Genomic DNA, 23,038 nt, shown 5'->3' on the forward strand with positions numbered 1-23,038 from the left:
AGCCTTTTTTATTAACCTGGTTTTCCTTTAGCTGCTGCTTTTATTGCTCCTTCTACTATTTGTTTTGTGGTGTTTGCACCAGTAGCTGCTGCTGCACCTGATCCTGCTGTTCCCTTCTCTAATAAACCACTTATTGCTCCTCCAACATGATAACCAGCCCAAGCCATTGTAGAAACAAAAAACATGGGTAATATTAAAAACATTGCACCATTTACATAATCCATTACTTGAGATTGTACAGTACCATCTGAAACGATTGAGACAGGTAAAAAATAGCCTTTTGCCATTGATCCCCAACTTTCATTTTTATATAAAGCACTTAATAAAGATGAATCAGCCCATCGAGCTAATTCCCACCAAAAGGTCATAAAATGCAAAGTAAACATCCCAAAAGTTATTGTAAAGACAGTTTTCAAATTATAGGTACTGATTACCATTAAAATAGGCAAGGTAATAATAAGAGCCATAATTAAAAAAGCCTGTACCATCGGTAATGCAGTTCTAATAGCATTCATCTTAGGATAAAATTGTGCTTTTTCTGCAAATAATCCCACATTACTGACAGTATTGTTAATGCCATGACCAACATTATTAGCAATAGAAGGTCTACCACTTGCACCATATCCTTGAAATATTTCACCTGTAGATAAGGCTTTTTTCTGGTGTTCTGGACTCACCAGTTGACGTAATGTAGCATCTTCAACCTCTTTACTACTGGACCATGTAATCCAACCCTTTAAGCGAGTTAATAAGGTAGGGTCTACTGCATTTACTAAACGATCACGAAGCCCAATTGATGAGTCAGACCACCATTGTTTGCATGTTGGATAACCTCCCCCATTAGCGGTACGTGCACGTGCTGTATCTCTGGCTTCATTCCAAGGCCAATTCTTACGCGGTAATTTAGAATAAGCATTGTCATAATAGCCAGGTGTATTAAGTAGGTAGTCAGATCCTATCCATTTCACATCATAGGCTTGTGCATCCGTTAAAGAAGGTTTGTTATTGAAAAGCCTAGCTCTAGCAAGACCATAACAATCGTTGGTAAAGTCATAAACTTCTTGCAGTAAGATTGGATCTTCAATACGTGTTGTATCAACTTCCATTGATATTTGCCTAATATCAGGAGCACAAGGAATAGACGCTGTAGCTGCTGAAGTAATTCCTTTGCTAATTGCATGAATGAGCCACCACCATATAGGCACACTAGCCGACTGATCACCTATTGTTTCAAAACTAGTGGCATAGCCTGTTTTACTAGGTTCAGGTACACTCACTCCACAGGTAGTACTCCGACTTGAGTCAAATTTCATGTGTTCTAGTGAGATATTAAGCATCGGAATACAACAAAATAAGATCACCACATAGGCAGTAAAAAGTTTATTTTCAACCCTTGCTAAAGCTAATGCTCCTTTGTTACCTTCGTCTGCCCCTTCACCTCGTGCTGTAATCCATTCGTTGATAATAATGGAAATAAGTGGAATAGCAAATAAACCTGTTGCTACTAATGTATTCCAAATACTGTTGTTGATAATCCAAGCTAATAAGGTTAGGTAGTATTCTAAAAAACTATTAGTAGTCATTGATCATTCCCCATAGTTTTGAGCCTTCTACTAGGACGATCATGATTACAGCTAACCAACCTAACTTGTGCATTTTCTCAACACCTTCTTGGTTATTTTTTCTATGATAGATTTTTATGGTGGCATACCAGAAATACCCCACCACTATATAGATGACTAGTCGCCAAATAAGAAAGTACCAAGCAGCATTATTGAGTACTGTTTGCCATTGTTGAATACCACCCGATAATAAGGTACCTATTGATGAGATTAATAGGGCTGTTATTAGCATTAATAGGCAGAGGCCTGACACACTGGTTAGTATTTTCTTGGAGTATTGCCAGAATTTATTCATCGATACCACCTGTTGATTGTTGTGTCGTATTGAGTTTATTGAAACGATCTTTATCTGGATCTGCTGCTTCAATAGATCTTGAGGTGGCTGCATTGTAAGCTTGACGCTCTAGTACCATGCGAGCAGTGTTATTAGCTAGGGTTTGTCTTAAATCTAGCTCCATTTTGATGATTTCCATTTCATCTTTGAGGTGTTTGATATTGTTGGCTACCGCAATGGAAACAGGTTTCATTTCTTCTATACGTGGATTTTTTGACCCTGCTTGCATTAAACGTAATAGCATAAAGGCTTTTTCTAAAACAGAGGATAACGCTGTTTCTGAAGCTATACGTTGTGCAAGGATACCTTGATCAGGATCGTCTTTTAAGGCCTCTATCACGCCACGTGTCACTGGTAACATATCACTGGATACTTCTTTTAGGTTTTCAGGGGTAATGGGTTTAGCACCTGATAACAATTCTTGCATAAGTTCCAAACGTTTCTCATATTCTTCTTGTACCAGTGGTGTCAATCCTACCCCACCTGTTGAGTCAGAAGTTTTACATCCTTCAGTACGACAGGTTTGTCGTTCAGACTCTCCTACTACACGTTGAGCAAATTCTGTAGCTTCTTCAGGAGATTTCCACATCGTACAAGCAGCACCTCCTTTGCAATCACCTGTGCTAATAGAGGAGGTATCGCCTTCATCACGGTTATTAATAGCGTTATAACCTGCTTTGACGCTATCCGCAGTAATTTTAATAGGTTCTTGGTTGACCCCACCTGCTGCCATTCCTCCTAACCATGCCATACCATTTTGTCCTAAATTTTCTTCTAGGCCTTTCATAGCTGATACTGCGTCAACACCAGAGCCATCACCCAATGCTCCTGTAACTGCTCCATCTGCTGCACCTAACATATCTTGCATAGCTTGACCATCTGAGACAGCTCCAAAGGCAGCACTAGTGACTACATCTGCTAGTTTGGCAGACATGGCTTGGCAAGCTAGTTTTGATTTATCAAAATCTAATCTGCCTTGCAGTACACCATTGCTTAGTAGTTCATAAAGACCAGGATTAGCACGTTGGATTAACATCGCAGGTAGGCTTTGTACTGCCCCTGTTGCAGAGTCAACAACTTCGCCCATTAGTTGTTGAAAGCCATTAGTTATTCCATTAAGTTGGTTTTGTACAGTGGCCATCATATCCATGTTTCCGCAGATAAGATTGGAGTTCCACTCTAAACCTAGACCAATAGTATTTGGTTTGGTATAAGTAAGTGGTACACCTGAAGCATTACCACCACCTATACTGTACATAACATAATCTTCTACTACCTCTCCTGAAGTAGTAACACTGTAGTCTTTGGCTATGGATGTGCTAGCCATTGAAGCAATCAATAAAGCTAATAATGTTTTTTTCATCACTATTCCTTTTAATATTGGGAGGTTTAATTACCTATTGAGCCTAAGAAAATATCGCCTACTTTTTTACAACAACGGTAAGGTCGCCATAGAGCAAAAACATAAGCATCATTGGCACTACGTGTTGTCATTTCGGTATTAGGAAATACATCGCAAGTTTTTTCAGTAGAGGGTGATATTTGTTGCCATGTATGGGTACTATCATCATTTTCGATAACGGGTTGTTCTGGTGGCCAATAGCCATCACGGGCATGTCCTTTTATTTGGGTATAGACATGTGGTTGTCCTGATCGTGTTGTAATATCGGCTGCTCTCTGAGCTGCCATTGCTGCTGATTTATAATCATCAGGTTGAACAATGGTACCTTCTCTTGGATAAACATTACCCCACATATTGCCAGAGAATATGCTCCCTACTTCTCGCATACCAGGTGCTAAAGCTTCTGGATAAATCATTTCAGGAATACCAAAACGCCATCCAATGGTATCTAAGGTACTTAAAAAATAGGGATAAAAGGGTTGGGTAGCTGATTCGCAGGTATAACCACCATCTACTGCACTATAGGCATAGCCACCAGGGTGACCAATGACATCAGCATTTTTGAATTTGGCATGATTATTCCGTCCTCCATCACTTTGAACCATGCCTCCACCTCCTTCAGCACCAGGCACAGGTAAAGACATAGGACTTACCTCTTGCCAAGGGTTTGAACCTGTATCAGCATAGGTTGAGACTACTGCTTCAGGTACAAAATGCCTGACTTTCACTGATGTTTTTACTTTACATTTTGGATTGCACTCCATCCACAAACAAACACCTACTGGTGTCCACTGCATACAAGAAGGTGACATCGCTGAACTGGTTATCTCTGCTGTATTAGTTCCACCTCCCCCTAATTTTTGAGCATTAACAGGTGTCGCTATTACAAGCAATAGCATAGACAGTAAGCTGAATATCCATTTCATTTTCAGTTCCTCACTTGATAATCATTGATTAAAACTAGGGCTTGGCTAACATCGGCTTGCCCATATACCACATAGTTTTCACTTACTACTGCAGGTACTTTGGTAATACCCAGTTGCCAAGCTTTAGCAACTTGTAAGTAGCTTTCTATTAATGATTTTTGAAGCGTAGGATTGCTTATGCGTTCTGTTGCTTGTAGTTTTGCTTCTTCTGGCTTATTGGATAATCCCTCTGAAAGTATTTGTTCAATGTTGGATGGTTCATCCAAATAGATGACTTTATAATTACCTACGTTGTAAACAGGGTGTTTTTGATCAGTAAAGATAAGTACTTCAGCATTGCCTGTCGCAGTAGATAGAACACCTACCACAAGTAGCATGAAAAGTGCTATGGGTTTGGTAAGAATAGACATGTAATCTGGACCTCTTGTTTATCATGATGAGATCCAGATTAATATCTTATAGAAAAAATACAGCGTTTAAATAGAAATTGGTCAATTTCTATTTATTAGGGGTTAATTTATTAGACATTTTGTAGATAGTCAGCTATTTAAATGTATTGATGTGATTAACCCCGACAGTCGGCAACGAGCGAGGAGCTGACATAACGCCTACCAAGATGCGCCTTAGATTAGACATTCATAGATTTTTTGTTAAGTTCCTTGCTTATTATGAGGAGGGCCTAAATTTTTATCAGCATGCTCTGTACCAATATTGATTTCATTAGCAGCCCTTTCTGTAATAAAGAGAAGAGAACCCATATTTTTTTCAAAAATCTCCTGTATATGTGAATTATGAATATACGCATACCCATTAAGCCAGAATACAATATCCTCATCGATGTCTGAATGATAAGTTTTAATAAGTAATGTTTTTAACTCATCATCATTGCATCGATATATCAAATCCAATACATAAAATAAACTCTTTGTTTCAGACTGAAATGTTGTTTTACAATCTGACAATATGCTACTTAGCAAGTAAAAATCAAAACCACATCGGTTTTCTACAATAGTGTTGGACATCCTCGCCCAAATAGATATTCCTAATCTACGATAGCATTCAGAAACAAATGATGATTGGGTGATTTTATTCCCATTAACATCATAAAAGATCTTATCTGCTAGCGATCGATTTAAGTTTGAAATATAGCTTCTTAGGAGATTTATTCTAAACTCTCTCTCCATGATTTTTGTTTGAAACTCTGCCTTTTCAATTGACTTCATAGTCAATTCATGTGAAGCTTTATTATCTTGTGATGTCTTAAACAATGTATAGATTAAGGCTAGGATACTTAACGCTGAAAGAAGAGACCCTGTTGTTCCTGACATATAAGATCCAAAATCAGCCCATTTAGAAGAATCACTGGATAAATCGCCACTGAAGTTAATAAAAAAGACTATTGCAGGAATTGCACTCACCACAACAATAATGCACAGCACTAATAGCCATAGTGCATATTTTTTTATTTTAGACAATTAAAGCTCCCTAATGTTTGACGCTGTGTTTAAGAACATAATTCAACCAACATATGCGGAAACAGCAACAGAAGACCATCGTTGTACTCGGCATTGCTACGGCTGCTTGTGGCACAAAGCAGTCTGTCAGATTAGATCTTAACTAATTCACGTCAAAATCGCCTGGTAATCACACTAATACATATTAACTATTGTTTCTTAGTTTTCGCTTTTGTTTTAGCTGCTGCTACACTTTCTTTTAGTGTTTTACCTGCTTTAAATAATGGAGCTTTTTTAGCAGGTATTTTAATGGGTTTGCCAGTTTGTAAGTTTCTAGCCATACGTGCTGCTCTTTCTTTTACTAGGAAAGTACCAAAACCTACTAAAACTACTGATTGACCAGTTTGCAAGGTTTCAGTCACTGTTTCTAAAAAAGCATTAAGAACTTTGGTTGCTTCAGTATTTGGAATATCTGCTTTTTCGCCTATTGCCTTGATAAGTTCAGCTTTGTTCATTACTTACTCCTAAAAAAATATATCTTTGCAAAAAAATTATATCACATTGAATTATATTAACTAATTATTGTTATCCTTAATTCAGGCAAATACTGCAAACAGGTACTTTCTACTATTGTTGCTAAACTTTCTCGTGCTTTTCTTAAATCAATAACTGGAGCAATCCTGTCATAAAACTTTTGTGTAAAATCAGTCATAATATATTTCTTCCTATTATTTATTAAAGTAAATCGTTTATAAAAAAATATTTAGTGTATCAATTGTAAAATCATTTAAATTTAAGCCATTTCTGTTTCACTTCTCACTTTCAAAAAAATGCCGCCAAGGTAAAGTATCCACTCCTCTGCTTTTATCCATCATTTCTGCTTTGATAAAGACTGCTTCTAGCTCAGTACAGTTATGCTCTTTCATGATTTCAAAACGTTCTCGTTTCTCTTCAGGTTCAGTTTCAGCTAATGCAAGGATTAAACTAGGGGGTACTGCTCTAAACATTAATTCTTTGGTTTTTGAAAGCACTACACCTTCAGTGTATTTACGGGGTTCTTTAGTGGCTGACAGAAGTAGTTGTTTCTGTGGGGTATTTAAGCTCTTAAACCTCGCAATAGCTTCCACTTCATCAGGAGGCATATTTAGGCAGGTCCACCATTCGATCATGTTCAACATCGTTTCGGCTGCATTAGGAAAGTCTGCTAAGTTTTGGGTGGCTAACCAGAACCATGCACCTAGTTTTCGCCACATTTTAGTGATTTTTACCGCATAAGGAGCAACCAATGGATTTTTGGTAATAATATGACCTTCATCGGTTACCATGATAATAGGTCTACCATCATACTGATCACGTTCAGCAATATTGTTAACGGTGTTCATTAGGGAGATATAGCTAATAGCCATCTGTGCTTCGTAACCTTCACGTGCATAGGTAGCTAAGTCTACGATGGTAACATCGCTTTCTGGCCAGCTAGCCCCTTCTCTATTAAAGATTTCACCATCAAACCCTTGGGTAAATAGAAGGATGGATTCTGCCATTTCATTGATTCGTTCACTACGGTTTTCTTTAATGACAGGATCTTGAGCTGCTTCTTTTAAGGCAAAATACACATCTTCAGTAAGTATGGGTCTATTTTCTTTTACGCATTTGGTAGCAGCATCTAATATACATTGACGGATTAGACTGCGATCTGCGCGGCTTAGTTTGTGATCTTCTTTGGCTTCTCCGCCTGTAATCATGAGTCGTGCAATAATTTCCATTTCACCTAAAATATCACGTTGTGAGTCGCCTTCTTCATCCTCTTCTTCTACTTCAGGTGCTTCTGCATCAACATCAAGATTAGCGACTATATCAGGCCTTTCAACTAATAACTTTGCATCAGCAAAAGGCGCTAGGGTGATACCACTACCCATTTTTAATGATACTTGGTTAACAGTTAAATCCAATTTTTTAAAGAATTGTCCCAATAGACCAAAGGAGTTACCTGCTTCAACAATAAAGATACGAGCTCGATAAACGGCCATTACTTGTATCATTAACGCTACTAGGGAAGCTGATTTACCTGATCCAGTAGGACCAAAAATTAGCATATGGGCATTCATCGATCTATCTTGTTGTGAAAGAGGGTCAAAGGTTACGGTACCTCCTCCTCGATTAAAAAATGAGATACAAGGATGACCTGTTCCAGTGGTTCTACCCCATAAGGGTGATAGGTTAGCAATATGTTGAGCAAAATAAAGTCTGGTATACCATTGTTTAGGATCTTCATTAGGATTAAAGACCATTGGTAACCAACGTAGATAACTATTGCAAGCTGCTACTTCTTCTCCTTCTTTAACAGGCTGTAGACCTGCACTAGTTAGAATATTGTTGAGTAAGATAACTTTGTGTTGCAGTGTTCTTTCATCGGCTGCTTTCAGATAAAAGGCTATACTACCTCGATAGAGTTTGTGTTTTGAAGCAATCATATGACGCGCTTTTTTAACATCACTACGGGTAGTGGTTGAAGCCAAGTTTTCGCCAATTGCTTTTTTATCTAGCATGTTAAGACGATCTTCAAGAATGTCTTGGGGTGTTACTAACATGGTGATGGTTAAGGTGGTATCTTCAGGAAACTGATCAAATAACGCATTAAGCTGATCACCTGTGTGAGTTTCTCCTGTGATCTGACCTATTTTAGGCGCATTACGAATTTGATCCACCAATACTACCGTATGAGGGATATTGTCAAAGTACCAGACTCCTTTATCAACATCACTGGTAGGCTCACTAAAAAATAGTCTTTCAGCAAAGTCATGATCAAATGGTAGGTCTAATAGTTGTGGATCGTCAGGATCATTGGCTTTGGGTTCTAAATGCTGTACTTTACGATAGAAATCAATGGGATCATCATCGGTTAGAGACGGCTTGGGATTGAACCAAGGCATTAGCCAATCATAGAAGTCATGTCCATTCATGCGTTGGCTCTTAACCCCTGCACCACTTAAACCAACTACCACACGTTCACAGGCTTGATTGAGTTTGTGTTCAGGACTCTGAGTACTGTCTTTCACTTTATGATTAGGCATTAACCAACGATAGATGACTAATCGCACGCGTCTATTTTTGCCACGCCAAGGCAATTTGGTAATTCGGGTATCTTCAAACAGGCCTCCTTGTTTGGCGATAGTGCGTGTATGGTGTTCCATCACGGAGATATAGTGCTCTGTTAGTGCTGTGCCTCTAGCTTGGGGTTTAATATAGTTTTGAAGATTTCTAATATAAGGGGTAAAGTCGTTGTCGTCTTGGCAGTAAAACTGTACAACCCAAGGTGCTGTATCAAATTCATCAAAACTATCTTGTAGTACATCTTCTACTGTATCTCTAGCAGTTTGTAACCATTCTGCGGTTCTTCCTTCAGTACCAATAGGAGTTAGTTCAAAAATCGCACCCACTGATTGATTATCTTCTAACAAAAAGCATTGAGAATCCTCTAAATACTCAACATAAGGTAGATAATCAGTAAAGCCTGGTTCATGACTATAGAGTTTAGTTTGCTCATCCAGTTTAGTAGCTCTACGTTGTTTAGAATGTCGCCAATGCTGTTCTTCAGGTATGGCTTCATTAGTCACTTCGTTTGGTTGTTGCTTCTCTTCAATGGGTGTCTGCTTTTTGTTAAAGAGTTGCTTTAAACTAGTTAACATCAATAATCCTCCGTGCGCTCACCAGGTAGTGCATACTGCACTTTGGTATATAAGGGAAATACTGTTGAATAACCTGGTATAGGAGCTTGTTCAGCACCTGCTAAATGGGGATAAACGTACATGATTAAATCAGGATTAGGCAGTCGTTGAAACTGGCTATTGATTTCATTAATGGCAGTACGACTATAAGGCTCTTGCAGTTCATGGGGTACTTCCATCGAGCGTCTAAGTATAGAACGAGCATCCATTAATGTTTGGTTAGTCCCTGCACTGCCAGAGCTATTAAATATTTCTTGCATGGTTACACCATCATTAGGAAACATTTTATCTTTACTGGTGTAACAGCCTGTTAAGGCAGTCATTAAACTAATCAAGATGAGTATTTTTGAAAACTTGTTCATTGTGTCTTACCTTTCTACCATTAGGTTCATAATCAATCATAATTTCTTGGTCTATATGTACTGCTATTTCAGCATGAGGAGCGACATAAATAGCTGCAAAGGCTTCACCATATAGTTTGTTAATCCAGTTACGGACATCTTCTACACCACCTGAAAGAATGGTATTTAATGCACCATTACGATCACTGGAGGTACTGTTATTACCACTGCTGTAATAACCACCATTGCTGCCTTTATCATCTTTGCTTAATACGGAAGCTAAACCTGCACCTGCGGCAGTAATTAAGGATTGGGTACCAATATATTCTTTAGCATTGGATTTACGCTCACCTGATACACAAGGAATACCTATAGGATCTGAGATATAACCTAGTCCTCCTTTAATTTTGCTTGTATTAGCGTTAGATGAGTTATTACTGTTACCATTGGAACGTGTTACTTTTTCTGGTTCTGGTACCGTACGAATAGTGCCATCTTCAAAGATAAAGGTAATAGATTCGATTTGGCCTCTAACACAGGAAAGTGTCCAATCTCCTGTTGCGGTACCTGACATGACTGCTCCTGTTACTTCAGGTAAGTCAAAACCATTAGCAGCAAGGTTGTCTTTACCTACCAGTACTTTGAAGGGATATGGGTCGTTAACAGTGCCATCAACAGGTACTCGACCTATTAATGCTGTCATCGCCAAAGATCCCATAAAGGTGGAGTTTTGAGCGATGGTATAGATAGGCTTTTCGTCTTTAAAACGATCAGCATCGGTATAATGTACTTTGCGTAATTCCAGTGGTTTTTTCACTTGGTCTAAGCTGTCATTAAAGCTTTGTTGTTTTTCTGATACGGTACTACTAAACGCATTAGGAAACGCAAACCCTGTATTTTTTTGACTTGTCCTAGGGTCAACTATTTGTGCATCATTAGGTTCTATCCAAATAGTACCAATTGTTTCTTCTTCTACTGAAGAACCCCCAATAGGTAATGCTTGTTGTTGGGTATTGTTTAGATCACCAATTTTACCTTGCAGAAAATTGAATTTATCCATAATCCCTTTGGTTTTATTATCAAAGTTTTTATTGGCTGCGTCTTGTGCTTTTTCAATTTCTTTACGGGCGTTTAAGGTTGCATCACTAACTGCTTTACGAATTTGTTGATCAAACAGTTCTTCACGCTCTTTGAGACGAGCATTTTCTTTAAGGAGGTTATCATTTTTGTCTTTAACATCTTTGATTTCACTACGAGTTGCTTTCATCTGTCCTAATAGAGTAGCCAAGGTGTCTTTTGCAGTGTCACCTTCAATACCCAATGCACGTGCTTCTTCAGCAGTGAGTTCTAAGCTTGGATCAAGGTTGTTATTGGTATTTTTAGAGGAGCTAGTACTAAAAATAAATACGGCTATAAAAGCCACTACCCCTACTACAATGACCTTCAGTAGTGTATTGCTTTTCATTAAGCTTTCTCCTCAATCACAATAGAGGTAAAGAGAAATTTCTCAAGGCTAGCACCACGAGTAACTAGGTAAAGGGTGGTAGTATCTTCTGCGGTCTTAATTTCACCTAAATAGGTATGTTGAAAGGTAGCTGCATAGAAATTACCCTGTAACTTGCGTGGGTCTAAATCAATACGATTAAATCCTTTATTAGTGAGCTTTATCGCTGTCACATAGTAATCACCTAAACGCCAAGCCACTAAAGCTTTAGCTTCTATTGGATAGGTAGGCATTAGGGTCTTTAGTTGAGCATGGGTAACTTTGACAGGAACTCGACTAACCCCTGCTAAAGGTTCTATGGTGCGTAAGGGTGTATACAGTGATTGAGCAGCATAGCGTGTTAATGCTATAGGTGCAGGTATTTTAAGTGACTCAGTAACTTGTTGATTATGTGCTACCTGTTCTTCAGTAGTTAAATTAAGCTGAGCGTCTTTTTCATCGATGATTTTAACGGGTTCTAAGGCATTTTCACCATTGATCGTAGCCACATCAATAATAATAATTTCTCCCGTTTCCACTACTTGTACTTGTAGGCGTGAAGGCATTATTTGTTCAGTAGCTAGTAGGTATAATGCACCCCCAGTGGATTGCACACGTAGTTTACTTCTTAATGAAGCATCCATTCCTACACGAACATTTTTATCAATAAAGATCACACGCTCTTGATTTAACACTAAGGGAACAGCAAGTGGTAGTCGTTGCCATTTTAGTATTTCTACTGCTGAAGCTGAGAAAGAGACAATCAGGAGCATACTGACTAATAGCCATTGTTTAAAAAAGTTGATCATGGTTTATTTCCCCTCTGGTATCTCTAGTTTCTGTGGAGTTGAGTCAAAACAATCGAGTACAAGCCCAAATGGATTATGCTCAGGATCTGCATCAAATCTCAGCACCCGTAATGGATAACGTGCTACGGCTCTTTTAACTGGTTCTGACATGTAGTATTCATCAGCATTAAGGTCTAGGTTGACTCGCCACGTATTTTTATCCAGTTGTTTCACTCTTAAGGTAGGATCTTCAGCGTAACTACGACCTAAGATTTCATATACACCACGAACACGATTACGCAGTTCCCCTGCATAGCTTCTTTTTTGAAAGTCATCTTCTAAGATCGCTTTACAGCTACTTGTTAGATAAGCTTGATAAGCATTGATATTTTTTTTGTAATCCGTTTCACCATTAGTAGGCCAACGGTTTATTTGGGTAAATAGATACAGGGCAAAGCTATAAATATTTTCTGGTGGAATATCCCACCATAATCTTGTACTCCCTGCCCTTAAGTCAGGAGGAACATGTACAGTTAGTTTTTCAGGAGCTTTACTCCATCCATAGCCAAAATAGAGACAGATAGCTATTAAGCCTATGACTATAATTCTTAGTGTTAAAATGTGTGCTTTCTGTGCGTCAGCAAAATTCTTATACCTACTCATTCGTTTGCCCACTTATTTTTTGAAGAAGTTTTGTTCGTGATGGTTCACTACGTCTAATTGTCCAATGACCCGAACGAGTAATTAATGGTTTACCAAACTTAAACCCTAGTTTGTACTGTATTACCCATTGAACCTTACGGTAAAACCATGTATCTGGTTTATTACGTTTTAATCGTCTTAATAAGCTTGAGGTAGACATTAAAATAAACCCTGTGATCACAAACATAACAGTTGGAATCAATGCAGGTTTACCAAACATTAAAAAGGTAATAATCCCTGCTACTAGCCCTATCACAATACCTATCACAAAGGTGGCTATTACTTCATCTGAAGTAAGTCCCCGCATTACTACGGGGAACCTATTTAGATTTTCAGGTAAGAATGTAACAGTACCTTCTTTGTTACTGAAATCATCCATTGTTTTACCTTAACGACTGGAAGCTGCATCATTGGCTTGGTTAAGTAGCCAAATAGCAATAACAATAATGATTGCACCGATAATGACGCAGATAGCTAAATCACCCCATGTTTTCTTGCCTTTTTGAACTTCACCAAATACCACTACAGACCAATAAGCCACTGCAATAAAAGCAATGACACAGATACCGATCCCTAAAATATTGGCACTGGCTTTTAGCCATTCAAATATTTGATCTAGCAACCCTCCTGAATCATTTGGACTTTGCGCTTGGGGTAAAGCAGCCTTTGCCTGAGCAGTGGCTAATGCACACATAAATAGTGCAATATGTTCACGCCAAGTTGTTTTTAATCGTTTTAGCATCGTATATCTCCATTTCTTAAGCTTTAAAGCACAACGTAAAATAAGATTCCCAACGTAAAAGCCATACGCACCATTCCACCCATCAATTTACCTAGCGGTACATTGCCAGCAGCCCATCCTCGATAAAGCGTTACTACGGTCCAAGCCGCCCATATAAAAGCCATCGCACAAACAAAACTAAGACAAAGTAGTCCTAATTTATCGATGGCCATTCCTGAAGAACTTGTGAAAGCTGCTTTTTGTGCTTCATTCATGAGTTACTCCTTACTATCAGCACGATAATCTGTGCTTAATTCGTAAAGCTCTCTTGGTTGTGCACGAGAAGGATCAAGGTAATTCAAAATACCTTGGCGAATAGCTTGTATGTCTTTGTTGAATTGTTGGTAATCGAAACTAAAACGATCATTAACAGATGTAGATTTATTGGCATTACTTTGCTTTGCCAAAACTTCTGCATTATCTAGTTGAATTAAAATTAAACGTAATTGCTCACGCTCATAAGCAGAACTAGCCATTACATTAAATGCTAATAAACTAAAAACAATAACTACTAATTGACGACAAAAAATGCTCATTAAACAAACTCCATACAATGATGTTTTAGCGTTTAATAAGCTTCCTAAAAAATGGACTTAAATTATGCAGTTAAATAGAAATAGGCTAAAACCTATTAATTGAGGGTAGATTTCAAACAGGGAATTTATTATGCAGTTATGTTTTTTACAAAGTAGCTACAGTCAGCTATATTAATAGGTTAATTATTTAAGACATGACTTATATACAAGGATTTTGTTAATGACAGACGTTAATAACAACAATAAGCTTGAACCACCAGTAACACAAAATAACCAACATGTTAACACTGTTAACAACAAAATAGATATTGTGTCTAATAAGAAGTATGAGAAACAAATCTTTCCTTCTTCATTAAGTCAAACTCTCTACAATTGGGCAGGTTTTTTTCTACAATCCTTAACACTTTTAACAAGTTTTTTTAGTTTTATAATTGCTTTAATTATTTTTGATTTATTGCAAAAATTGGATGCAATTGATCTATATAACTCTTCTCTGGCTTCATTTAGTAGCTTACTTAGTATTGTTTTGGTTGCATTTATCTTTGCTTTTACATTCTGTGTTCTTGTTTTTACCCCTACTATAATAGCTACAATGCTAGTAACCACTAACTATAACGAAAATAAAATTCCCACTTCACTTATAATGGCTTATTTTCTTACCCCTTTAGCATTTATTATTTATTTTTGGTCATCTTGGGAGTTTACTAAAACTCTTTCTGTCGAGGAAATCCTTTGCATAGTAGCTCTAATCTTAATAGGTGTACTATTTATTCCTAGTAATTTTAAACCATACACTACTATCTGGCTTTCCATTTATCACAGTCTAACAAAAAAGAATAAAATTGAATTTTTATTCATCATCGTTTTTATCTTTATTGCCACCATACTACCAATTCCAAACTTCGCAAGTTTAAATAATTTTTTTGTAGACTCCTTAGAAAGTAAGCCCGTAAGAATTTCTATTATTATTACTTCAATATTAGGATATATCCCTGGCTGTGTTTATCTTGCACTTAAAAGCTCTAATCATAAGGCTGCTAGTATCATTACAAAAATTCTTGTCATTATAGTAATACTAGCCATATTGAGCCTGATCGTTTCTCCATTAGCCTATAAAACTATTATTTTAAAAAATTCAGGCATTTATAACGATCAAGAACAACATTTTTTATTAATTAATGACAGTTATAAAAAAGCAATTTTAACAAAGCTATTAACAACTGATAATTATGATAAAGATGAAGTTAATGATGAAACTAAAATAAAAGCTAAGTTCTTAGAAAGTAATATCTTCCCTGCTTACACTCAATACTTTCTTGGAAATAATCGTGTGCTATGTAAAAAACCTTTCCCACCACACAAATTAACAAAAAATACGAGACTTAAAAACTGCATTACCTTTAAAGACTCAGATATAGCTATTATTTATGTAGAAACTTCTAATGATGATCAAAAACATAATGCCAAAGAGAACTAAGTAGTTATTGTAAAAAATACAATTGATGACTTGGATCACCAATTAGTTTTTATAAAGCAAAACCATACTTGAAAGCCATTCTTTTATCCCTATATTTATTTTTTAAAGTAATATAGGAGTTGGAAAAATGACCGACAACAAATTTGTTAACTTTCAAGAAGACCACGAATTAAATTATCAACTTAAAAAACATGAACTCAGACAGACCGAAGCTAATCGTGAGAAGCTTCAAGAAATTGGTAAACAGACTAGAAAAGATACTAACAAAAGAAAATTAACCCAAGATGAAGTATCTTCAGCTATTAGCAGGAATAAAAATCAATTTGAAAAGAAAAAATAACTATTTTTAAGGGGTATTACTTATTTTGGTAATACCTTTTTTATATATTTACTGTTAACAGTGTTAACAGACTAAATAGCTCTTTTCCAAAACAATATAATGCCATCAGTCAGATTATAGGCTGTGCCTCTGGTGATAGATTGTTCTGTTACTTGCATTTCAACTGCCTTTAAAACAGCTTGGGTATTGATAAGTTCATACCCTTGCTTTTCATATTGATTCACATGCGCTTCAAGCTCTGATAATATTAATTTATCATCAGGTTCTTTAGGTTGTTCTTGCTTTTTAAATAATAGGCCTGTTTTATTTACTACATGAGGAATCTTAAAATAACTAGTGGTATGTCGGTAACGTTGCATAGTAACTCCTGAAGTAAGATAAATTAAAGGTATTTTTTAAAGGTAGCAGCAGTCACTGTAACTGCAATACCTAATGCAATGGCACAGGGTATTAACACCCATACAGGATTGACAGATACTGGACAGGATAAGTAAATGAACCAAGGTGCTATCAATAAGGGGGTAATCAATCGTTTAGCTCTATGATAGATAAAACTTGATTCTCGCCCTGCTCCAAAACGTCTTAAATCACGCCTTACTAGTCCTTCAGTAAAGCCTGTTAACATGGCCATCATAAATAAAGGGATTGATAGAACTAATACCATTACCCTTACAATAAAGGTTAAGGTGACATAAATAATGGCAACTAAGTAGTCTTCAATCAGAATATAGATTGTCGCTACATCATTGCCTTGTTGACTGCTAACCCTTGCACTAGAGGTAAAATCTACAAATCCTGTTTTAACAAATAACCATTCATAAATTAATTCTAATAGCCAAACAATTGTAGAGCCTGGTTCACTCACTACCAATGATTGCTTAAAGTTATCATTCAACCATCCTAATTCTGTATTAAACATCATTTGACTATGATGCCAACCCTCTTCACTCCAAAAGAAGAATATACCGATCCATTCAAAGACAATGGAGAGTAATAATGAGACTAGCAGTAGTCCTAATATTGCAAAGGGTAAGTTGATTGTTTTTCCAATAAAACCTTTGGGTTTAGCTTGTATTCTTTGTGCTTCAGATACTGTGCTACTCATATTTTTTCCTAATGTATGCTAACAGTGATTTCATTAAGATAGAGAACTGCTTTACCTACATCAGGGTCGTCTATCATAAGGGCCTTTGTTGCAATACTTACTTCTTCAAGTACTGTTGGCTTTAATCCTAGCTCTATGAGTTGTTTGATTAAGCTTTCTTCTGTGTCAGAATGAAATAAGAGTTTATTGAGCAGTGTTTTTAGGTAATCTGAAGCAATTTTATCAACTTCTAAACTATGTACTTGAATAGAGTTAATAATCGTTTTGCTGTGGTTGCATTCGGCCATTTGCATTATGTTGTCCTTAGTCTTGCAAGTCAGCAGTTGCTTCATAAGATTGTTCAGTCATTTGACTACCAAAAAACATAAGCTCATCATCTATACCATCATCTATTACTGAAGGTGGTGTACTGTATGATTTAAGTAAATCTTCAAAGCCTTCAATACTAGAAGGTGCACTGATAGAGGACTTCCACCACTCCCCTGCATTAGCGTTGTAGTTCTTTCGCATGTCGTTAACAAGGTCTTGTAAACGATCAGGCAGAATGTCATCTGGATCTGGTTTAGGTAATGGCATTCTAACTTTCCAAAGCTGTCCACCTTCTTGTAAAGAGAACATTTGACCTTTAGGTAGTTTGGTCATAATGGCAGGTTCTAACATAGGTACACTGGTTTGACTTACCCGATCTTGAGAGGATGATGTGAACTGTGTGTTGGCTGTTGGATCAGCCACATCCGTTGCACCAGATACTAATGTATTGGTTAGGATATTAACTTTAGGCAGTTGGTTGGTGAGTAGTTCTCCTGTTTTAGGTTCACGTACTCTAAGCATTTGTAAGTTATTAAAGTTACCTATTACTTGCCCTGCCTTTGCAGCATTACCTATACGTGCTTCAATATCACTTAGTGTCTGTGTATAGGCAGTCACTTGAATACCTGCACCACCCCCCTTATTGATTAAGGGTATAAATTCATCGCCCATTAATTCGTTAAATTCATCTGCATGAATATTAATAGGTGTTTTTTTATTGGTTGCTTGCCCTGGTAAGCCTTCATTTAAACCATGTTTGTAAATCCACCCTGCCATTGATACTAAGTCGGCAAACATGGAGTTACCTACTGCTGCTGCCACTTCTGAGTCTGACATGGCATCTAAGCCAACATAAACTACACCACGCTTACGAATAACCTGTTGCCAATCAAAGATTGGACGATCATCGTTTAAGTCGGTGTAATCAGGTGCTAGTAGTTCGGCTGTTTTACCAGAGGTTAGTTTTTCAAGCAGGGGCAATAAGGAAGCTACGATCTTATCAAAGTAGGTTTTATCATAGCGTATCGCTGAACGTAGACCATCTAGTACAGGGTCGTAGGTTTTGCTTACAGTGATATATTGTTCAATAGCAATCACTCGTTTTTCACGACCACGCATATTCATGGGTATATTTTTATCGTTCAGGCCTCCTTCAATTTTGACAATTAGTTCAGCAGCATTAGGTTGGTATTTGTTGAAGTAGGTCATGGCATATTCAACAAAGAGTTCATCCATATTAATTACATAACGGGCAATTAATGAATAATCAGGACGCTTACCTAAACCTACCAGTGCTCTGGCTATGATGTTAACAAATCGCCAAGCAAATTCTTTAAACGCTGCACTATTACCCGATCCACTAAGTTGCCCTGCTACCCTTGAAGCAACTTCAGATACACGTCCAAAACGACCTACGGCATTATATCGTGCTGATATTTCAGGGTGTCCTAGATGGAACATATAGAATTCATTTAAACGACCTGCACGTTTACATTCAGCATACATTCGCTTCAGTAGATCAGCATCACCTTTAGGATCAAATACAATTACCACTTCTCCACGATGTATATCTTGGGTAACATAAACTTCGCATAGACGAGTTTTACCTACACGAGTAGTTCCGAAAACAACTGTATGTCCAACTCTTTCACCTAATGGTAAATAAGCATCTACTTCATTGGGTTCTACACCATGTATGGTTGATTTACCCCCCACAGGTGGTAATGGTCTAACAGGGTTAAGCCAATGGTCTGTTTGTGTGAGTTTAGTCAGTGGTGCTAGTGAGGTATTTTCAAACTTTTTCTCTAAATAGCGAGCTAAATTAAAGAAACTTGAAGGGGTAACATATTTTTGAACATTGGGATCATCAGAATCGATTAGTCGTTGCGTATGCTCTCTTGTCCACATGAAACCTTTGCCCATAAACAAGAATTTATTGCTAATAGGTATTTGCTTTGAGGTCATTTCATAGGTAGGCAGTCGCTTTATATTACGATGGTAACGCAGCACTTCATAACCTTGTTTAGCTCTAATAGTACCTAAACAACCAAATCCTATTGCTGTATAAATACCTATTTGTGGTGATAATGCTAACGCCCAAGGAGAATGCAAACAGAGTGCTGCACTACCAAAACAAACAGTTGCAGTATACAACTCTACAGGAGGCCTTAATTTTGATTCTAAGATATGCTTTTTTGCCATAGCCTTTTCCCTCGTCAAAGCCTTTTTATTGTTCTATACCAGTGGCAGTGATTAATACTGGATAATGAGTCAATTTAAAGCGATCTGCGATGTCATCTCCTGAGACAGGTAATAAAGTGACATCAGGAAGAAAGGTGCGGATCTTTTTTAATGAAGCTTCATTGTTGGCATTAACGATTAATCCAACCGCTTTTAAACGTCTAAGTATGTCAGCCCTGTTTTGTAACCATTGATAGGAATAATCATCATCACCTACGAGAAAAAAAGGCCTAATCAAGCCATTAGCATTGATCAAACGTGGCTCAACCTTACCTGGTGTTAATCGTTTACTCACGATAGGTAGTACTGAGCGTTCATCATAAGGAACTTTTACAAGAGGAATGGGCTTAACTGGCTTTTTATCATTTTGAATATTAAGTGTTTGATAGTACTGAAGTGCTGACTCACCTCCAAGATCAGCTACAATGGTTAGCTTATCATTGGCTGTAGCTACTAAACTTGTGAAACTAATAAAAAGGTATAAAGGGAGTTTGTACATTTGTTCACCTTTAGATTTTGTTAACACTGTTAACAGTGTTAACAACGTTGCATTGAAGAGATAAAAAAGACTTCCCTGTCAAATGGCATTAATGCCCTATGGCAAAACCTGCGCCTAGACCGATTCCACCTTTAGTATCCGAGGAGAAGTTAAATTTCATGACAGTTCTAGTACTGGTGTTGTGTTCAATGCCAGCTGCTATGGCTTGTTGATTACGAAAGTTAGCAACACCTACGCCATAAGAGGTTTGATAGCCTTCCTTTTTCGGAATAGAAGCAATAGCTAACGCACCTGCCACCCCTGCAAAAGCATCATTTCGATAGTTATCAATTTTTTTATCTAAGCGATTTATCTGACTATCGATATAGCCACGATTTTTCTGAAAAAGTTGATCAATTGCCTGATTGTATTGGTAATCAGTATATTGATTAGCTTCGTTGATAATAGTAGGTACTCTGCTATCAGTGTAGTTATTTGCATTTTGAAGTGTTTCACTCGCTTTACTATTAAGCTGACCAACATTTACTGCATCAGTATCTGCCACACCTGCTTTGATACCAGTAAGTTGACGATCTCCAAAGTTGACTTCATCTTCTCGATTGGCTGTTGACCCACTGCCAATGGCAATACCCCCATTACTAGCAGTACCACCTCCAATGGCCATGCTATTTTCGCCTGATACATTATTGTTGTTACCGATAGCAATATTGTTTGAACCTGAAACAGTATTGTTGTTGCCAATAACTTGGCTATTTTCTGTATCTTTAATTGTATTGCTATTGCCCATTGCCGAGGTGCCAGTGGCATTTTCTACATTATTTCCAATCCCATTAACATTACTATCAGTCGCTGTATTGATCGTATTATTTGAACCAATGCTGTTAGTATTGGTTACATCTGTAATGCGATCACCCCACCCAATATTGACACTTTTATCTGCATTAGTGATGACATTGCCATCACCATGTAGCACATTATCTGGCATAACCACATTAACTGTTCTAGCATGAGTATTAGCAATTGTTAAAGCTAATACACTAATAATAAATAAACCTTTCTTTTTAACATTTTTCATAAAACACCTTATTTCACTCTAACGTTGTAAATCTAATAAATAATTGCCATTGGCTTTACGCTTTAGAAGCCATAAGCCAGTGATAACGATAAACTTGTATCTTTCTGGGTGTTGAAAGCAATAGATGATCCTAATGCAACTCTTTTGGTAATACCCCACTTAACACCCAAGGCATAAGCCATTTCATTTTTGTAGGTACCTACCCCCATACCGAAACTAACTTGCTTGCCTAATTTTTGGGGTACTGAGGCTGAAGCTATAGCTGAAGAGATACCTGCATTGACTTCTTTTTGTATCTTTTCTAGTTTTTTATTTAGTTGATTAATACGCCCTGTGGTATAAGCATTGTCTTTGGAAAAGTCGATAGTGCTGTCATTTAGCAATTCGTAGATTTTTTGGTCTGTATAGCTATTGGCTACTGATTTTGCATCTTCAAAGGTATCATCGGTATACTGTTTTGCATCATCCAATACTTCCAGTGCTTTACTATTCATTTGACTGACATTAACACCATCAGTATCCGCTTGCCCTGCTAATATGCCAGTGAGTTGACGATCTCCAAAGTTAACTTCATCTGTTCGACTAGCAGTTGAATTACTACCTATTGCTATACCACCATTGGAGGCACTATTATTACTCCCTAACGAAATACTATTGGTTCCTGAAACGGTACTATTATTGCCTATAGTAATATTGCCTGTACCTGTTACAGTGTTGTTATTGCCAATGGTGTTAGAGTGTGCAGTATTGGTACTATTACTGTTGCCAAAAATATTAGCTCCATTTGTCCAAATAGAGCCTCTGACGGTATTATTATTACCAAAGGCACTATTCCATTCCCCCGTACCAAAATAGTTACCAGAACCTGTGACCATACTCGACTCTGAACTTCTTGTTTCCCCACCAGGGTCTATGTCTGTTAAGGTATTGTTATAACCATTTGTTACGGAGTATGGCGACTGGTTATTGCCATTTCCGTCACCATATACCTCAACATCTAAAATGGTAGACCAGTTCCCTGCTATTGCTATATTCGTCATAAATAAGGGTAAAACTAATAACAATTTATTTCTCATACTTTCTACTACCTACAACTTAAATTTTTAATTTTGACGAACCAATTGCCCATTAGCCTGAAGATAGGTAATAGGCAATTTGTCCGTTTCCCTCCCTACTTGTTTCCAAAGCTTTTCTCCATGATTCAAGGTAATTTGTTTACGATGAACAAGCTGTGGTTGGATACCAACTTTATTGGCCCACTTTCTGATTACATCGTCTTTGTTATTGCTATCGACCATGTATATATCAAAACCAGTACCTGCTTTTTGCAATGTTTTAACTTTTGCTTCACAGGGCTTACAGTCTTGTTTAACAAATACTGTTAAACGATTACTGGTAGCTGTACTAGTACTCATTAAAGGTTTAGTTGTTCCCATGCCTTGTACAGGTAGCATATTGGGATAAAGACGTTTAAAGGCTGCGTTATAAGCGCGTTGATAAGCTAGCTCTCGCTCAACTCTGGCTACTTCCATTTTTACTTGAGTTTCTGCATAACGTTGACGTTCCTCATCTGTTTCAGCTTCCATACCTAATGCGGTTAATGGATCAAGATTAGGACTCCAGTATCCCCTAGGACCTTTCTTAATTGCCTCAAACTTTTCCCATTCTTGTTCAGTAAGTGACCATTGGGCTGCTTGTTCTGCATATTGTTGTTTAAGGCTATTGGTAATTTGCGACTGAGTTTGCTTAGTCTCAGCGTGAGTCTGTCCTTGCAGTTGTTGTTGATTAAGAAAACTAAAACTTTCTTTATCACTAGTTACAGATAGTTGTGCTGAAGCTGTCAGTGAAACGGTTAATAAACAATAAGCTAGTAAATAGTTATATTTCATGATTATCCC

Annotated in this window: 27 protein-coding genes; 2 read left to right on the forward strand and 25 right to left on the reverse strand. The window is 37.4% G+C overall.

What is annotated here, in order from left to right:
* Nucleotides 1–11: 11 nt before the first annotated feature.
* The 17 genes from MTZ49_RS13100 to MTZ49_RS13180 form a co-directional block, all read right to left on the reverse strand.
* Entirely contained in the window at nt 12–1,583 is a 1,572-nt protein-coding gene (locus tag MTZ49_RS13100) for a conjugal transfer protein TraG N-terminal domain-containing protein (protein ID WP_201095323.1), read from the reverse strand.
* A complete protein-coding gene (locus MTZ49_RS13105) occupies nt 1,573–1,917 on the reverse strand; it encodes a hypothetical protein (RefSeq protein WP_201095320.1) in 345 nt (114 codons plus the stop codon). Before MTZ49_RS13105 ends, MTZ49_RS13100 begins: the two co-directional genes overlap by 11 nt.
* Entirely contained in the window at nt 1,910–3,319 is a 1,410-nt protein-coding gene (locus MTZ49_RS13110; RefSeq protein ID WP_201095318.1) for an integrating conjugative element protein, read from the reverse strand. The genes MTZ49_RS13105 and MTZ49_RS13110 overlap by 8 nt, the downstream gene beginning before the upstream one ends.
* A 26-nt stretch (nt 3,320–3,345) precedes the next feature.
* Nucleotides 3,346–4,284 (reverse strand): TIGR03756 family integrating conjugative element protein, encoded by a 939-nt coding sequence (locus MTZ49_RS13115; RefSeq protein WP_201095316.1) that lies wholly within the window; start codon nt 4,282–4,284, stop codon nt 3,346–3,348.
* 2 nt (nt 4,285–4,286) lie between these two features.
* Nucleotides 4,287–4,694 carry a TIGR03757 family integrating conjugative element protein gene (locus MTZ49_RS13120; protein WP_201095314.1) on the reverse strand — a complete coding sequence of 136 codons (408 nt, stop codon included), beginning with the start codon at nt 4,692–4,694 and terminating at the stop codon, nt 4,287–4,289.
* A gap of 240 nt (nt 4,695–4,934) precedes the next feature.
* A complete protein-coding gene (locus MTZ49_RS13125; RefSeq protein ID WP_201095312.1) occupies nt 4,935–5,759 on the reverse strand; it encodes a hypothetical protein in 825 nt (274 codons plus the stop codon).
* A gap of 188 nt (nt 5,760–5,947) precedes the next feature.
* Nucleotides 5,948–6,253, reverse strand: coding sequence for an HU family DNA-binding protein (locus MTZ49_RS13130; protein WP_201095310.1), 306 nt, complete (start codon nt 6,251–6,253; stop codon nt 5,948–5,950).
* Between the two features lie 56 nt (nt 6,254–6,309).
* Nucleotides 6,310–6,450, reverse strand: a complete 141-nt coding sequence (locus MTZ49_RS13135) for a hypothetical protein (RefSeq protein WP_201095308.1) — start codon at nt 6,448–6,450, stop codon at nt 6,310–6,312.
* Between the two features lie 97 nt (nt 6,451–6,547).
* Entirely contained in the window at nt 6,548–9,424 is a 2,877-nt protein-coding gene (locus MTZ49_RS13140; protein ID WP_264745954.1) for a conjugative transfer ATPase, read from the reverse strand.
* Nucleotides 9,424–9,825 carry a TIGR03751 family conjugal transfer lipoprotein gene (locus MTZ49_RS13145; RefSeq protein ID WP_264745955.1) on the reverse strand — a complete coding sequence of 134 codons (402 nt, stop codon included), beginning with the start codon at nt 9,823–9,825 and terminating at the stop codon, nt 9,424–9,426. Before MTZ49_RS13145 ends, MTZ49_RS13140 begins: the two co-directional genes overlap by 1 nt.
* The gene (locus tag MTZ49_RS13150) at nt 9,791–11,269 is read right to left on the reverse strand and encodes a TIGR03752 family integrating conjugative element protein (protein WP_264745956.1); all 1,479 of its coding nucleotides are present in this window, start codon (nt 11,267–11,269) and stop codon (nt 9,791–9,793) included. Before MTZ49_RS13150 ends, MTZ49_RS13145 begins: the two co-directional genes overlap by 35 nt.
* Nucleotides 11,269–12,096, reverse strand: coding sequence for a TIGR03749 family integrating conjugative element protein (locus MTZ49_RS13155; protein WP_264745957.1), 828 nt, complete (start codon nt 12,094–12,096; stop codon nt 11,269–11,271). Before MTZ49_RS13155 ends, MTZ49_RS13150 begins: the two co-directional genes overlap by 1 nt.
* 3 nt (nt 12,097–12,099) lie before the next feature.
* Entirely contained in the window at nt 12,100–12,738 is a 639-nt protein-coding gene (locus MTZ49_RS13160; protein WP_201095303.1) for a PFL_4703 family integrating conjugative element protein, read from the reverse strand.
* The gene (locus tag MTZ49_RS13165) at nt 12,731–13,156 is read right to left on the reverse strand and encodes a TIGR03750 family conjugal transfer protein (protein WP_201095301.1); all 426 of its coding nucleotides are present in this window, start codon (nt 13,154–13,156) and stop codon (nt 12,731–12,733) included. The genes MTZ49_RS13160 and MTZ49_RS13165 overlap by 8 nt, the downstream gene beginning before the upstream one ends.
* A gap of 9 nt (nt 13,157–13,165) precedes the next feature.
* Nucleotides 13,166–13,519 carry a TIGR03745 family integrating conjugative element membrane protein gene (locus MTZ49_RS13170; protein ID WP_201095299.1) on the reverse strand — a complete coding sequence of 118 codons (354 nt, stop codon included), beginning with the start codon at nt 13,517–13,519 and terminating at the stop codon, nt 13,166–13,168.
* Nucleotides 13,520–13,542: 23 nt separating this feature from the next.
* Nucleotides 13,543–13,773 carry a TIGR03758 family integrating conjugative element protein gene (locus MTZ49_RS13175; protein ID WP_201095297.1) on the reverse strand — a complete coding sequence of 77 codons (231 nt, stop codon included), beginning with the start codon at nt 13,771–13,773 and terminating at the stop codon, nt 13,543–13,545.
* Nucleotides 13,774–13,776: 3 nt separating this feature from the next.
* Nucleotides 13,777–14,094, reverse strand: coding sequence for an RAQPRD family integrative conjugative element protein (locus tag MTZ49_RS13180; RefSeq protein WP_201095296.1), 318 nt, complete (start codon nt 14,092–14,094; stop codon nt 13,777–13,779).
* Between the two features lie 220 nt (nt 14,095–14,314).
* On the opposite strand from MTZ49_RS13180, the gene MTZ49_RS13185 reads away from it, so the two are divergent.
* Nucleotides 14,315–15,571, forward strand: a complete 1,257-nt coding sequence (locus MTZ49_RS13185; RefSeq protein WP_201095295.1) for a hypothetical protein — start codon at nt 14,315–14,317, stop codon at nt 15,569–15,571.
* Nucleotides 15,572–15,698: 127 nt separating this feature from the next.
* A complete protein-coding gene (locus tag MTZ49_RS13190; RefSeq protein WP_201095294.1) occupies nt 15,699–15,911 on the forward strand; it encodes a hypothetical protein in 213 nt (70 codons plus the stop codon).
* Between the two features lie 71 nt (nt 15,912–15,982).
* Here the strand turns inward: MTZ49_RS13190 and MTZ49_RS13195 are convergent, their stop codons facing one another.
* The 8 genes from MTZ49_RS13195 to MTZ49_RS13230 form a co-directional block, all read right to left on the reverse strand.
* Nucleotides 15,983–16,270 carry a hypothetical protein gene (locus tag MTZ49_RS13195; RefSeq protein ID WP_201095293.1) on the reverse strand — a complete coding sequence of 96 codons (288 nt, stop codon included), beginning with the start codon at nt 16,268–16,270 and terminating at the stop codon, nt 15,983–15,985.
* A gap of 23 nt (nt 16,271–16,293) precedes the next feature.
* Nucleotides 16,294–17,016, reverse strand: coding sequence for a TIGR03747 family integrating conjugative element membrane protein (locus MTZ49_RS13200; protein WP_201095292.1), 723 nt, complete (start codon nt 17,014–17,016; stop codon nt 16,294–16,296).
* Between the two features lie 8 nt (nt 17,017–17,024).
* Nucleotides 17,025–17,309 carry a hypothetical protein gene (locus MTZ49_RS13205; RefSeq protein WP_201095291.1) on the reverse strand — a complete coding sequence of 95 codons (285 nt, stop codon included), beginning with the start codon at nt 17,307–17,309 and terminating at the stop codon, nt 17,025–17,027.
* A gap of 10 nt (nt 17,310–17,319) precedes the next feature.
* Nucleotides 17,320–19,527, reverse strand: coding sequence for a type IV conjugative transfer system coupling protein TraD (gene traD / locus MTZ49_RS13210; RefSeq protein WP_201095288.1), 2,208 nt, complete (start codon nt 19,525–19,527; stop codon nt 17,320–17,322).
* 25 nt (nt 19,528–19,552) lie between these two features.
* Nucleotides 19,553–20,065 carry an integrating conjugative element protein gene (locus tag MTZ49_RS13215; RefSeq protein ID WP_201095286.1) on the reverse strand — a complete coding sequence of 171 codons (513 nt, stop codon included), beginning with the start codon at nt 20,063–20,065 and terminating at the stop codon, nt 19,553–19,555.
* A gap of 88 nt (nt 20,066–20,153) precedes the next feature.
* Complete coding sequence (locus tag MTZ49_RS13220) at nt 20,154–21,140, reverse strand: YadA-like family protein (RefSeq protein ID WP_201095284.1); 987 nt, start codon at nt 21,138–21,140, stop codon at nt 20,154–20,156.
* Nucleotides 21,141–21,202: 62 nt separating this feature from the next.
* The gene (locus MTZ49_RS13225; RefSeq protein WP_201095282.1) at nt 21,203–22,216 is read right to left on the reverse strand and encodes a YadA-like family protein; all 1,014 of its coding nucleotides are present in this window, start codon (nt 22,214–22,216) and stop codon (nt 21,203–21,205) included.
* A gap of 27 nt (nt 22,217–22,243) precedes the next feature.
* On the reverse strand, nt 22,244–23,029 hold the full coding sequence (locus MTZ49_RS13230) for a TIGR03759 family integrating conjugative element protein (protein WP_201095281.1): 786 nt from the start codon (nt 23,027–23,029) through the stop codon (nt 22,244–22,246).
* Nucleotides 23,030–23,038 lie beyond the last annotated feature (9 nt).

Origin of the sequence: Entomomonas sp. E2T0, from assembly GCF_025985425.1 — a bacterium.
In the GTDB taxonomy this organism is placed as follows: domain Bacteria; phylum Pseudomonadota; class Gammaproteobacteria; order Pseudomonadales; family Pseudomonadaceae; genus Entomomonas.